The organism is Neobacillus massiliamazoniensis (assembly GCF_001048695.1).
Taxonomy (GTDB): Bacteria; Bacillota; Bacilli; order Bacillales; family Cytobacillaceae; genus Neobacillus; species Neobacillus massiliamazoniensis.
In genome coordinates this window covers 82,777-96,037 of the sequence record NZ_CVRB01000006.1, presented here as the reverse complement: position 1 = coordinate 96,037, position 13,261 = coordinate 82,777, and the positions used below count along the sequence as shown (strand labels likewise).

Genomic DNA, 13,261 nt, shown 5'->3' with positions numbered 1-13,261 from the left:
GAGGAGTTGGAAGTCAATTGTTTTCTTTTGAATCGGAAAGCGTGCTAGCCATTGATCGAGAAGATTTGATAACTGTGCTAAAGATGAGATTTGGAATGATAACAGGAGAAATGATTGAGAAAATATATGAAATTGATAATATGAATACACTGCAGCGGCTCATTATAGCTGCTGCTAATGCAGCTAATTGGAAAATATTTTTGGAAGAATTCCATTCTGAAGAGGAGTCATTTCGACTATTGGGAGAAAATTTTAACCCAATCAGAGATTGGTTAAAAGAGAGGGATGGTATCGATGGAAAAGAAACCAAATAAGTTGCTGCATTCCCTTAAACATTTAGTGCGGGGGGAACGTATTAATGATGGCTGGACTGAAGAGAGTCTCCGTCCGCGTGAATGGGAAACTATCTATCGAAACCGTTGGGGTCATGACAAGGTAGTCCGTTCCACCCATGGAGTGAATTGTACTGGATCTTGCAGTTGGAAAATTCATGTAAAGGATGGAATTATTACATGGGAAACCCAGCAAACAGACTACCCATCAACCGGTGATGATTTTCCTGAGTATGAACCGAGAGGATGTCCCCGTGGTGCAAGCTTTTCTTGGTATACATACAGCCCTACCCGGGTGAAATATCCGTATGTAAGGGGTGATCTTTATGCATTATGGAAGGAAGAGTTAGAGAAAGCAGATCATCCGGTTCAAGCCTGGGAGAATATTGTCTCCAACCCAGAAAAACGAGAACGTTATGTGAAGGCGCGAGGTAAAGGTGGATTTATCCGAGGAACTTGGGAAGATATTTGTCAGATGATTGCCGCCGCTTCTATTTATACGATCAAAAAATATGGACCCGATCGAATTGTTGGTTTTAGCCCGATACCGGCCATGTCAATGGTCAGCTATTCAGGTGGGACGCGCTTTTTATCTTTGATCGGTGGAACGATTTTAAGCTTTTATGATTGGTATGCCGATCTACCTCCGGCTTCCCCGCAAGTATGGGGTGACCAAACAGATGTTCCGGAAAGCGGAGATTGGTATAACGCCAAGTATTTTATCATTTGGGGAACCAATATCCCACAAACAAGAACGCCTGATGCCCATTTTATGGTGGAGTCAAGGTATAACGGAACGAAGGTCGTCGGGGTTAGCCCGGACTATGCCGAGTATGAAAAGTTCGCTGACATTTGGCTTCCCGCAAAAGCAGGAACGGACGGGGCACTTGCGATGGCCATGACGCATGTAATTTTAAAGGAATTTTATGTTGATCAAGAAACTCCTTATTTTATCGAGTATGCTAAAAAATATACCGATTTGCCCTTTCTTATCATTTTAACCCAAAAGAATGACACTTATCGCTCAGACCGTTTTTTGCGTGCTTCCGATCTTTCTACCGAGAATGAACTCGGTGAATGGAAAACCGTCGTGTGGGATGAAAATACCCAAAATTTTTCCATCCCCAATGGCAGCGAAGGGTTTCGTTGGGATAACGGAAATAAGTGGAATCTCGATATGGAAGGAATTAATCCAAAGCTGAGCTTTTTAGAAGAGTCCGATATGACCGCAATGGTTGAGTTCCCGTATTTTGGTGAAAAAGATGAAGGTATAGTTAAACGCGGAGTCCCTGTTAAACATATTAAAGACAAAGCCGGAAATGAAGTCATCATCACAACTGTTTATGACTTAATGCTCGCCCATACGGGGATTAGCAGAGGTCTTGATGGTGATTATCCGATTGACTATGATGATACGAATAAACCTTATACGCCTGCATGGCAGGAAAGTATTACGGGTGTTAACAAAGCACATGTCATCCAGGTAGCGAGAGAATTTGCCGAAAACGCTGCTCTTACAAAAGGAAAATCAATGATTGCGATGGGCGGTGGAACGAATCACTGGTACCATAGCGACCAAATTTACCGGTCAATTTTGAATCTCGTGTTATTAACGGGCTCGCAGGGAGTGAATGGCGGCGGTTGGGCTCATTATGTTGGCCAGGAAAAGGTAAGGCCGCTAGAGGGTTTTTCACAAATTGCCTTTGCCAATGATTGGGTGAAAGCACCAAGGTTTATGAATGGCACTTCGTTCTTTTATTTTGCGACAGAACAATTCCGCTATGAATACGAGAAAAATGAGGAAGAAACCGAATGGGGAAGTAAGTATTCGAAGATACACCCGGCAGACTTTAATGCGCTATCTGCACGATTAGGCTGGTTACCTAGCTTTCCGCAGCTTTCGCAAAACTCTTTAGCCGTGATGAAAGAAGCTCGTGAACGGAATCAAGATGATCAAGCAGTTGCCGAGGATATCGCCAAACAAATTAAGGAAGGGAAGCTTGATTTTGCGATTGAGAATCCAAATGATCCACGTAATTTTCCGCGTGTCTTTTTTAATTGGCGTTCCAATTTGTTAGGTGATAGTGGAAAGGGGCATGAGTATTTTGTAAAGCATTTAATTGGCTCTAAAGATTCTTTGTTAACGGATATTGATCATTCATGGCAGCCGGAGACTATAAACCTTTCTGAAATTCCGCCTGAAGGGAAGACTGACCTGTTTGTGAGCATGGATTTCCGGATGACGAGTTCAGGGCTGTTCTCTGATATTATTTTGCCTGCCGCCACATGGTATGAAAAATACGACATAAGCAGTACAGATTTACATCCATTTGTACATCCGTTTAATGCAGCGATAAACCCGCCATGGGAGACGAGAAGTGACTGGGATGCATTTCGGGAAATTGCCAAAGTCTTTTCGGAGCTTGCAAAGGACCAGCTTCCGGCACAAGAAGACCTTGTTCTCTCACCGCTAGCACATGACACAATTAATGAAATTGCACAGCCATTTGGAAGAGTAAAGGATTGGCGAAAAGATGAAGTCGACGCGATTCCAGGTAAAACGATGCCAAATTTCAATTTCGTGAAACGGGATTACCCGCATGTGTATGATATGTGGATTACAATCGGCCCAAATATCAAAAATGGATACGGAACAAAGGGTGTAAAAATTCCGGGCGATAAAGTGTATAAAGAACTGCTTGACCGGCTTGGGGCTTCAAAGCACGATGGAATTGGAAAAGGTTATCCTGATTTATTTTCAGACAAAAAGGCTATTAATGCGATTCTTTTAATGTCGGGTGCAACGAATGGCAAGCGGGCGGTTGAAGGCTGGAAATCAGTGGAGGAGAAGACAGGGAAAAAACTTGCGCATATTTCTGAAGGGCGTGAAGAAGAGGACTACACATTGGATGCATTGACCATCCAACCACGTGCTGCGATTTCCACACCTGTTTGGAGTGGCTTAGAAAATGATAACCGCCGCTATTCTCCCTTTACTGTCAATAAAGAATTCAATATTCCCTGGCACACACTCACAGGAAGACAAAGCTTTTATCTTGACCATGAGGTCATGCTTGATTATGGAGAAGGTCTTTCATTGTACATCCCTCCAATTACAAAGGGACCATTTATTAAGAATGAAATGGAAGTTGAAAATAATAGAAAGTCGATTACGTTAAGGTACATGACTCCACATCAAAAGTGGGGAATTCATACGATGTTTACCGATACAACAAATATGGTTCAATTGTTTAGGGGCTGGCAGGTTGTGTGGATGAATGAAGAAGATGCTGCTACCATCGGTATTAAGGACAATGATTGGATTGAGGTTTATAACCGTAATGGCGTCGTGGTTGCAAGGGCAGTCTTGACGTACAGGATGCCACGGGGAGCGGTTTATATGTACCATGCTCAGGACCGGACGATGGGCGTTCCCGGTAATACTATCAATAAAACCAGAGGCGGTACCCATAACAGTGTGACAAGAATTTATCCGAAAGCGACCCATATGATTGGCGGGTATTCACAATTAAGCTATGGGTTTAATTATTATGGACCAACTGGAAGTCAGCGCGATACCATGACGATCATCCGGCCGTTAAAGGAGGTCGATTGGCTTGAGGATTAAAGCACAGGTAGCCATGGTCATGCATCTTGATAAATGTATTGGCTGTCATACATGCTCTGTCACATGTAAAAATGTATGGACTAACCGTCCTGGAATGGAGTACGTATGGTTCAATAACGTCGAAACAAGACCAGGGGTAGGGTACCCAAAGGAATGGGAAAATACTGATCGTTACAAAGGTGGCTGGGTATTAAGAAATGGAAAACTGCATTTACGAGCAGGCGGACCTCTTTCGAAGCTGGTTAATATTTTTTACAATCCAGACATGGCGGATATGAATGATTTTTATGAGCCGTGGACTTATGATTTTCAACATCTTCATAAGAGAGAAAAAGGAGAAAGCATTCCTGTTGCCCGCCCGAGGTCTATGATCACAGGAAACTATATGGACAAACCGGAATGGGGACCGAACTGGGATGATGATCTAGCGGGAGGAAGCGAAAACGTTCCCAATGACCCAAATGTCCGCAAGCTGCAAGAACATATCAAAATGGAGTATGAAAAGACGTTTATGATGTATTTGCCAAGGATCTGTGAACATTGCCTCAATCCTTCCTGTGTCGCATCCTGTCCTTCAGGTGCTCTATATAAAAGGGATGAGGATGGGATTGTCCTCGTGGACCAGGATGCCTGCCGGGGCTGGCGCTTTTGCATGAACGGCTGTCCGTATCATAAGGTGTATTATAATTGGAATACCCACAAAGCGGAAAAGTGTAATTTTTGTTATCCAAGAACTGAAGCGGGTCTGGCGACAATTTGTTCGGAAACATGCGTTGGCCGGATTCGCTATATCGGAGTAGTATTATATGATGCAGATAAAGTAAAGGCAGCTGCATTGGTTGAAAATCCAAAGGATTTATATGAGGCACAGCTTTCTGTCTTTTTAGATCCGTTTGATCCTGAGGTAATCGACAAGGCGAGAGAGCAGGGAATTAATGATACCTGGATTCAAAGTGCCCAAGAATCACCTGTCTATAAATTGGCGATGAAGTGGAAAATAGCCTTGCCGCTACACCCAGAATACCGGACATTGCCGATGGTATGGTATGTACCACCACTGAGTCCGATTATGCAGCATCTTACGAATGAACAAAACTTAAGTGCCGACGGTTATATTCCTGCTGTTGATCAAATGAGGATTCCTATGGAATATTTAGCTTCATTGCTATCCGCAGATGATACAAAGGTCATCCGTAAGGTTTTATTAAAAATGGCAGCGATGCGAGTTCATATGCGAGCCAAAACAGTGGGTGGGATAAATGAATTGAATAAAAGTAAACTTCTTGAGGAAGCTAGTACGACAGCAGAGGAACTCGAAGAGATGGCAAGACTGCTTGCTGTTGCCAAATATAATGAGAGATTTGTGATTCCAACTGGGCGCCGTGAAATGCTCGACGATTTACATTATAGGCAAGGGGCATGCAGTATTGAAGAGTTGGCTCCCCCTGAAGGAATGACCACCTATCCATTTGAAAGAAGTGAACATTCATGACGGATGAAAAAAAGGCCATTTTAGTGGTGGTGTCTCGGATATTGGAATATCCAAATAAACCTTTCTTTGAAGAGCGTTTATCCATGTTTTCGTTCATTCACGAAAACATTTCCTCAGAGGATGTCCGGAAAGAAGTGATAAATAGAATCTATCCTCTTTACGAAATGTCCTTGAAGGATTTACAAGAGCTATTCGTGGAAACATTCGATTATAAAGAGAAGACAAACCTTTATTTAACTGCCCATGAGCTAGGTGACAGCAGAAAACGCGGTATTGCACTGATTCAATTACAAAAGCTAATTTTCGAAGCAGGATTTGACTTCGTTGGCAAGGAATTAGCGGACTATATTCCTATGCTTTTAGAGTTTTTGGCGGTTGCACCAGAGGAGGAGAGGTTTTTCAATCTATCAAAAAGGGTAGCTTACGCAATCCAGAGGATATTAAATAATCTCTCTGACAGAAATCCTTATTTTCCTGCAGTCGAACTATTACAGTTGTTTGTTTTTGAAGCATCAGGATCAGAAGAAATATCTAAGTTGGAATACCTACGTGAAGAAGCTGATTTAAATGAACTACCATTTCCATTGATGTATCGCTAAAGGAGGCTCAGTCGGTGATGGAAGCTGTGTTTTGGTGGACGATTTTCCCCTATATTTGCGGAACCATCCTGATTATAGCGGGATTTTATAAATTTGTATTCAGGGGAAAAAGCTGGACGGCCCCGTCAACAGAAATTTTTGAAAAAAAATGGCTGCGAATTGGATCGATATTGTTTCACTATGGAATCATCTTTGCTTTTTTCGGCCATGTAATGGGAGTTTTGATTCCTATTGAAGTATATAATGCGATGGGGATAGATGAACATACTTATCATCTATTTGCGATTGCTGGCGGCGGTGTCGCTGGATTAATGGTTGTATTTGGCTTGATTTTTATGCTTATCCGCAAACTATCCGTTGAAAGAGTACGGGCACATACGACATTCGCAGATTATTTTACGATTGTTTTGCTGTTTCTTGTGGCGGGAATGGGAACCTATTTGACGATTATTTACGATCTAACGGTTGTTGCCTATGAGTATCGCGTCACCATTGGACCGTGGTTTAGAAGTTTATTTACCTTTCACCCAAAGTCGGAATTAATGCTAGGGATTCCTACACTTTTCAAGGTTCATGTCATCCTGGCGTTCATTTTATTTGCAGCCATTCCGTTTACAAAGCTTGTTCATATGTTTAGTTTTCCATTAAGATACCCGTCACGGGCACCACAGCAGTACCGTTCAAGGAATGGGTATAATAAAAATAGCAGGTAAAGCCGGGAATATAATGTATTTGATACCTTACTCAACATCTGTTAATAAAAAAAAATCCTAAATTTAGCATTTAGGATTTTTTTATAGAATTTTTTCAATGATTTTTTGAGTTAAAATAAACCAGGAGTAATCTTAGCCAGTTTTTTGAATGGCTTCAAGGGCACCCAGTGTGTCGAAGCCGGGAAAATTTGGTGTTGGAAACCGATTTCCCTTGGCATCAAGCCAAAGGGAGGAGGGACCAGGCAAGATACGGATCCCATGCATAGGCCATACGGGTTTCCAGTTTTGGATCCCTTCAGTGTAGTGCCCATTCGGTCACGGTTGACAATGCGACCGCCGGCAATTTCGGTAATCGCTATCATGCGACCATCAACATGTGCAGGCACACCGGAAATCATTTTGCGTCGATTCCACCGCTCGTTACCATCACGGCTTGAGAGTAAAACTCAAAGTCTCCGACAATCTCGCGTGAGGTAGCCTCGCCACGAGCGGCAGAACTTTGGATGAGTACATCACCACGAGCTCCAACAACAGCGCCGTTTTCCGTTAGTAATTCATTGACACGATGGCGCGGACGATAATCAACAAGTCCTTGTTCCATTGCCTTTCGAACTCTCTCCTCAAATGGTTTAACAATACCAGGACCCGTTCCCCAAACAATGTGGAATCGCGGCACAGAATTTCCATGGCCCTCAGCGAGATATCAGCCGCGCTCTGCCCAACCGACTACAGGAAAGAAGCGTACTCCCATCCTGTATAACCAATCCCGTTTTTCATCTGCAGCAAAATGGACATATGCCTCTGCCCACTTAATTGCCCAATAACCTTCATCAACCTGCCCTCCTATTAATACGGATAATTCTGAATTATTTGATAATTATTTCTTAATTATAAGCGATAAAGTTTATTCCTTCAATTAGATTAAACTAACACACTCTTATTAGGAGAAATTAAGAAAAAGATGTGGCTGTGTTAAAGGTCATTGTTGATTTTTGAAACTATGTTGATTAGAGCGGAAGGCGCGAGACTCTTCGAAAATGCTATCGCATTTCCTTCGTGCGTGGGCGGATTCAAAGATGTAATTCAATGTCCTGTGGGATTAGGGGAGAGACCCCACAGGCGCTTAAGCGCCAAGGAGGCTCCCTGGAACGCCCGCGGATTCTCGCTTCTTGAGCGCAAATCAACAGGCAAGTTTAACACAGCCAAAGATTTAGAAAGGGGGGAGGTTTATGTTTGAAATACCTCCAAAAGTAGAAGGAAAGCAATTTACGGTACATTAGCTCGAATAGTCTGTAAATTAACTTGGTACACCATTTTTTTTTGATTATTCCACTATATTTTTATATTCAAAAAAGAATAGTTGTTTCTTAAGATTCCTAATTTTATTAATGAAAGGGAAAAACTTACATACAAAAGTGAACATTTTGTGACAAATGAAATTTTTGTGAACAAAATGTTTCTAAATCATGTAGTTTTTTGGTATATTTATATAGCTTTTTACTATTTTAATAGTGCCTACAACATAATCACATTAAATGAAAGGGGAAATTACATTGAGAAAATGGTACCAATATGCTAAATTACCTTTTTTAGCTTTATTGAGCATGGTGCTTTTATCTGGGTGCGATAAGAGCAAGTTTATTGTTCTCGACCCAAAAGGACCTGTTGGCCAAGAAGAACTACATTTAATTATTTTTTCCGCAGTTTTATGTGCAATTGTCATTATTCCGGTTTTAGGAATCTTCGTCTATATTGCAATTCGCTATCGAGATAAGCCCGGCAACAAGGCTCCTTATCAGCCTGAATGGGCAGATAGTAAAGTGTTGGAAGTTATATGGTGGGGAATTCCTGTTGTGATTGTCGGTATCCTTGGTTATTACACCGCTATAACAACATTAAATTTAACAAAACCTCCTGTAACAAATGTAAAGCCGGTTGTCGTGCAAGTAACATCACTAGATTGGAAATGGCTGTTTACATATCCAGATAAACAAGTTGCAACCGTCAATTATGCTGAAATTCCTGCAGGTGTACCAATTCAGTTTGTCTTAACCTCTGACGCACCAATGAATTCCTTCTGGGTACCGCAATTAGGTGGACAAGAATATACAATGCCTGGTATGGCGATGGGATTATGGCTCCAAGCCGATAAGCCGGGAGAATATTTTGGTGCCGGTGCCAACTTTACTGGAAAAGGTTTCGCTCATATGAATTTCAAGGTTAAAGCTGTACCTCAAGCAGAATACGATAAATGGGCTGAAGGTCTTAAGCAAAGCTCTCCTGCCTTAACAAAAGCAGGCTATGATAGTTTATCTAAACCTAGCAATGTAAATGAGATGAGCTTTTCTTCTTATCCAAAAGGTCTGTTTGAATCCATCATCGATAAAAATGGCCATCACATGAACCATATGGGAGATAGTATGTCCATGCCTGGTATGGATATGCATGGCAAGGATATGTCTGGCATGAATATGTCTGGCATGAATATGCAGAAATAAGTGAAAAATTAGGAGGAAATTTTCATGAATACATCGGGCTTTTTTGTCACAGGCGATCCCATGATTTATGGTGCTGATGTGTCTATTGTTTTAGCAAGTATCGCCATTGTCTTTTCCCTCACCTATTTTAAAAAATGGGGTTGGCTTTGGAGAGAATGGCTTACAACTGTAGATCATAAAAAAATTGGTATTATGTATCTTTTAGCAGCATTACTCATGCTGTTTCGTGGTGGAGTAGACGCAATATTAATGCGGATTCAGCTAGCCGTTCCAAATAGTCATTTTTTACCTTCTGAACACTATAATGAAATTTTCACTACTCATGGAACGATCATGATTCTATTTATGGCGATGCCATTTATGTTTGCTTTATTTAACATCGTTGTTCCTTTGCAAATCGGAGCAAGAGATGTCGCCTTTCCGATGTTAAATGCAGTAAGTTTTTGGTTATTCTTCATCGGAGCAATGCTTTTTAATATTTCATTTGTTATCGGTGGATCACCAGATGCAGGATGGCTTTCCTATCCGCCATTATCTGAAAAAGCTTTTAGCCCTGGTCCTGGTGAAAACTTCTGGATTTGGGGTATTCAAATTTCCGGTATAGGTAGTTTATTGACCGGTATTAACTTTGTCGTAACCATTTTAAAAATGCGCACACCATCAATGCGCTTAAGACATATGCCATTGTTTTCATGGTCAGTCTTATCATCATCAATTGCTATTTTAGGAGCATTCCCTATTCTAGCTGTTACTTTAGTTATGTTAACAATTGACCGCTTGATGGGAGGTCACTTCTTTACAATGGATGCCGGCGGGAACCCTATGATGTATGTGAACTTGATTTGGATGTGGGGTCACCCTGAAGTGTACATTGTTGTCTTACCTGCTTTCGGGGTATTCTCAGAGGTTGTCGCAACATTCTCTAGAAAACGCATCTTCGGTTATAGTTCAATGGTGTTCTCGATGATAGCCATCAGTGTTGTTTCTTATTACACTTGGGTTCACCACTTCTTTACAATGGGGGCAGGCGCTGACGTCAATATTGTCTTTGCCATTTGTACGATGATTATCGCTATACCAACTGGTGTAAAAATATTTAACTGGCTGTTTACGATGTATCGAGGGCGAATTAGACTCACTCAGCCGATGCTATGGACGTTTGCGTTTATCCCATGCTTTGCTATCGGTGGGGCAACTGGTGTCATGCTCGCTGCAGCACCTGCGGATTATCAATATCACAACAGTTACTTCCTAATCGCCCACTTCCATCAAACGTTAATCGGTGGTGTTGTGTTCGGTTATATTGCAGGGATGTATTATTGGTTCCCGAAAATTTTTGGATTTTCGTTAAATGAAAAGCTTGGAAAATGGGCTTTCTGGTTATGGCAAATCGGCTTCTATGTTTGCTTCATGCCTCAATATGCCCTTGGTTTCATGGGAATGACACGACGCATTTATACGTATAACAACACAATGGGTTGGGATATGGGCTGGGCGCCGCTCAACATCATTTCAACCGTTGGGGCATTTTTAATGGGAATTGCTTTCGTATTCCAGGTTTGGCAAATTCTTTATAGCATTAAACATGGTGAGCGCGATGTAACAGGTGATATTTGGGATGGCCGTACTCTAGAATGGTCACTTCCATCCCCTGCTCCACTCTATAACTTTGCGATTTTACCAGAAGTAAACGGTATTGATTCATTTTGGTATCAGAAACAAGCGATTCAAAATGGAGATTACCAACCAACGGCTCCGAAGTATGAACCAATTCATATGCCGAAAAATACCAGCATTCCTTTCATTATGTCCATCTTCTGGTTTATTGCTGGTTTTGGCTTTACGTTTGAATGGATTTGGATGGGTGTTGCTGGTTTGATAGGCGTTGTGATCACATTAATTGTTCGTTCATTCCAATATGACACGGATTATTACATTCCTGTTGAAGAAGTCGAACAAACAGAAAAAAGGTTAAGGAATCACTCTTCGGTTCATCTAACTGCTAATTAGGAGGTTGTGGACATGCAACAAAGCGTTTCTTCTCATGTTTCTAACCATGATCATGAACATGGTCATGTTGATCAAGAAGAATTAAAAATATTAGGTTTTTGGATTTTTCTCGTAACCGACTGTCTTTTATTCGCCACTTTTTTTGCGGCATATGCAGTTTTACACACTCATACTAATGGCGGATTTTCTGCCAAGGATTTCGATGTTCCTGGGTTTATCACCGAAACATTTATATTATTAATTAGTTCCTTTACGAGTGGATTGGCTGTTTTAGCCATGCATAAAGGCAAGAAAAAAGCACTAATTAACTGGCTGATTGTGACTGCTGCTTTAGGTGCGATATTTGTTGGACTTGAAATAAATGAATTTACTCACATGGTTGCGGAAGGTGCAACACTTCAAAAAAGTGCTTTCCTTACTTCCTTCTTCTCTCTAGTTGGAGCACACGGATGCCACGTTACATTCGGTATCTTTTGGATGACCGGGTTGATTATACAGCTTTCGCGTAAAGGGATTACTTCAGTAACGAAACGCAAAATTTCAATGATTTGTCTTTACTGGCACTTTTTAGATGCTGTTTGGATTTTCATCTTTACCGTTGTTTATTTAATGGGGGTGATGTAATATGACAACTCATGAACACACTGGATCAATCAAAGCATATTTAATTGGATTTATTCTATCCATCGTTTTGACTATCATCCCACTTGTTCTTGTTTTGGAACACATGTTAGCAAAAACCGCATTGATCGCCAGCATTTTAATTGCTGCTGTTTTACAATTTGTTATTCAATTGTTCTTCTTTATGCATATTCGCGATGGAGAAGGACCAAAATACAATGTTATGGCTTTAATTGTAGGTATTATCTTCGTTATCACCATCGTAGCTGGTGCTATGTGGATCATGGAGTTTAATTCTCAAGTTCAATAAAAAAACGGAAGCGCCTAGGAGATCAGGGGCTTTTGACCCCGATCCCTTAGCCGCTGCAACTAGACAATAGAAAAGTGCATTACGCCCAGCGAAGTACAAGACTCGCTGGGCGCTTAAATACGAAAAAAAGGAGTGTGGGATCAATGTCTGTTTATAATGAAATTCAACAAGAATCAACTTCTAGAATCACTCGATGGCCACAACTCATTAACTCATATATTGAAGTAACAAAGCCTAAAATCTTAGTTATGCTCATCTTTACTTCTCTTTGTGCCGCATTTGTTGCTCAAAGAGGAATTCCTTCTTTGACGGTTACTTTTGCCATGCTGCTAAGTGCATCCCTCTCTGCTGGTGGTTCAGCAGCGATTAACATGTGGTATGATAGAGATATTGATGTCATTATGGAGCGCACGGCTAAACGCCCCATTCCTGCAGGCTCAATCGATCCTCGGTCAGTTTTATGGTTTGGTATTTTGCTAGGAATTCTTTCTGTCGTGATTGCATTACTTTTTGTAAATCCCCTCACAGCTATTTTAAATGCTACAGGGTATTTGTATTATGCAGTCTTTTACACTATGTGGTTAAAACGGCGGACTCCGCAAAATATCGTCATTGGCGGTGGAGCAGGTGCGTTTCCCATTTTAATTGGCTGGGCTTCTGTAACCGGAAGTTTAAATACAACCGCGTGGTTGATGTTTATGATTATTTTTCTATGGACACCTCCCCATACATGGGCACTTGCTTTATTTAAGAATGACGAATATACTAAAGCAGGAATTCCAATGATGCCTGTGGTTAAAGGAGCGCGTTATACAAAAAGTCAAAGTCTTTTCTATATGATTTTATTATTTATTAATTCTCTTTTTCTTTATATAAGTGGTAGTTTTAATGTTTTTTATCTTTTTGGTGCCATCATTTTCAACAGTTTTCTACTTTATTGTACATGGAAAATGTTTAAAGAACCTGATGGAACGTTCATTTGGGCAAAACGTACGTTTATTTTTTCCATATTTTATATTTTAGGAATATTTACTTCTATGGTAATTGGCATCATATAA

General features: G+C 41.0%; 10 protein-coding genes and 1 pseudogene. 10 read left to right on the top strand and 1 reads right to left on the bottom strand.

Translation table 11 applies throughout. The features are described from left to right. The first annotated feature begins 17 nt into the window (after window positions 1-17). The 5 genes from BN1082_RS24310 to narI are packed head-to-tail and all read left to right on the top strand — an operon-like array spanning window position 18 to window position 6,764. A complete protein-coding gene (locus BN1082_RS24310; protein ID WP_090639423.1) occupies window positions 18-314 on the top strand; it encodes a hypothetical protein in 297 nt (98 codons plus the stop codon). Continuing rightward, the gene (locus BN1082_RS24305; RefSeq protein WP_090639421.1) at window positions 295-3,960 is read left to right on the top strand and encodes a nitrate reductase subunit alpha; all 3,666 of its coding nucleotides are present in this window, start codon (window positions 295-297) and stop codon (window positions 3,958-3,960) included. The genes BN1082_RS24310 and BN1082_RS24305 overlap by 20 nt, the downstream gene beginning before the upstream one ends. Further along, window positions 3,950-5,452 carry a nitrate reductase subunit beta gene (narH, locus tag BN1082_RS24300; RefSeq protein WP_090639418.1) on the top strand — a complete coding sequence of 501 codons (1,503 nt, stop codon included), beginning with the start codon at window positions 3,950-3,952 and terminating at the stop codon, window positions 5,450-5,452. The genes BN1082_RS24305 and narH overlap by 11 nt, the downstream gene beginning before the upstream one ends. After that, on the top strand, window positions 5,449-6,051 hold the full coding sequence (narJ, locus tag BN1082_RS24295) for a nitrate reductase molybdenum cofactor assembly chaperone (protein WP_090639417.1): 603 nt from the start codon (window positions 5,449-5,451) through the stop codon (window positions 6,049-6,051). The genes narH and narJ overlap by 4 nt, the downstream gene beginning before the upstream one ends. 17 nt (window positions 6,052-6,068) lie before the next feature. After that, entirely contained in the window at window positions 6,069-6,764 is a 696-nt protein-coding gene (narI, locus tag BN1082_RS24290; RefSeq protein ID WP_090639818.1) for a respiratory nitrate reductase subunit gamma, read from the top strand. Between the two features lie 135 nt (window positions 6,765-6,899). Here narI and BN1082_RS24285 read toward each other — a convergent pair. After that, a pseudogene (locus BN1082_RS24285) lies at window positions 6,900-7,596 on the bottom strand (FAD-binding protein); the annotation flags it as partial. 703 nt (window positions 7,597-8,299) lie between these two features. Here BN1082_RS24285 and BN1082_RS24275 point away from each other — a divergent pair. The 5 genes from BN1082_RS24275 to BN1082_RS24255 all read left to right on the top strand — a co-directional run bounded on the left by BN1082_RS24275 (window position 8,300) and on the right by BN1082_RS24255 (window position 13,261). Further along, the gene (locus tag BN1082_RS24275) at window positions 8,300-9,262 is read left to right on the top strand and encodes a ubiquinol oxidase subunit II (protein ID WP_090639411.1); all 963 of its coding nucleotides are present in this window, start codon (window positions 8,300-8,302) and stop codon (window positions 9,260-9,262) included. A gap of 24 nt (window positions 9,263-9,286) precedes the next feature. Then, window positions 9,287-11,272, top strand: coding sequence for a cbb3-type cytochrome c oxidase subunit I (locus BN1082_RS24270; RefSeq protein WP_090639409.1), 1,986 nt, complete (start codon window positions 9,287-9,289; stop codon window positions 11,270-11,272). A 12-nt stretch (window positions 11,273-11,284) separates the two neighbouring features. Then, complete coding sequence (gene cyoC / locus BN1082_RS24265) at window positions 11,285-11,896, top strand: cytochrome o ubiquinol oxidase subunit III (RefSeq protein WP_090639406.1); 612 nt, start codon at window positions 11,285-11,287, stop codon at window positions 11,894-11,896. 1 nt (window position 11,897) lies between these two features. Further along, a complete protein-coding gene (gene cyoD, locus BN1082_RS24260) occupies window positions 11,898-12,203 on the top strand; it encodes a cytochrome o ubiquinol oxidase subunit IV (RefSeq protein ID WP_090639405.1) in 306 nt (101 codons plus the stop codon). Window positions 12,204-12,346: 143 nt separating this feature from the next. Then, on the top strand, window positions 12,347-13,261 hold the full coding sequence (locus BN1082_RS24255) for a heme o synthase (protein ID WP_090639403.1): 915 nt from the start codon (window positions 12,347-12,349) through the stop codon (window positions 13,259-13,261).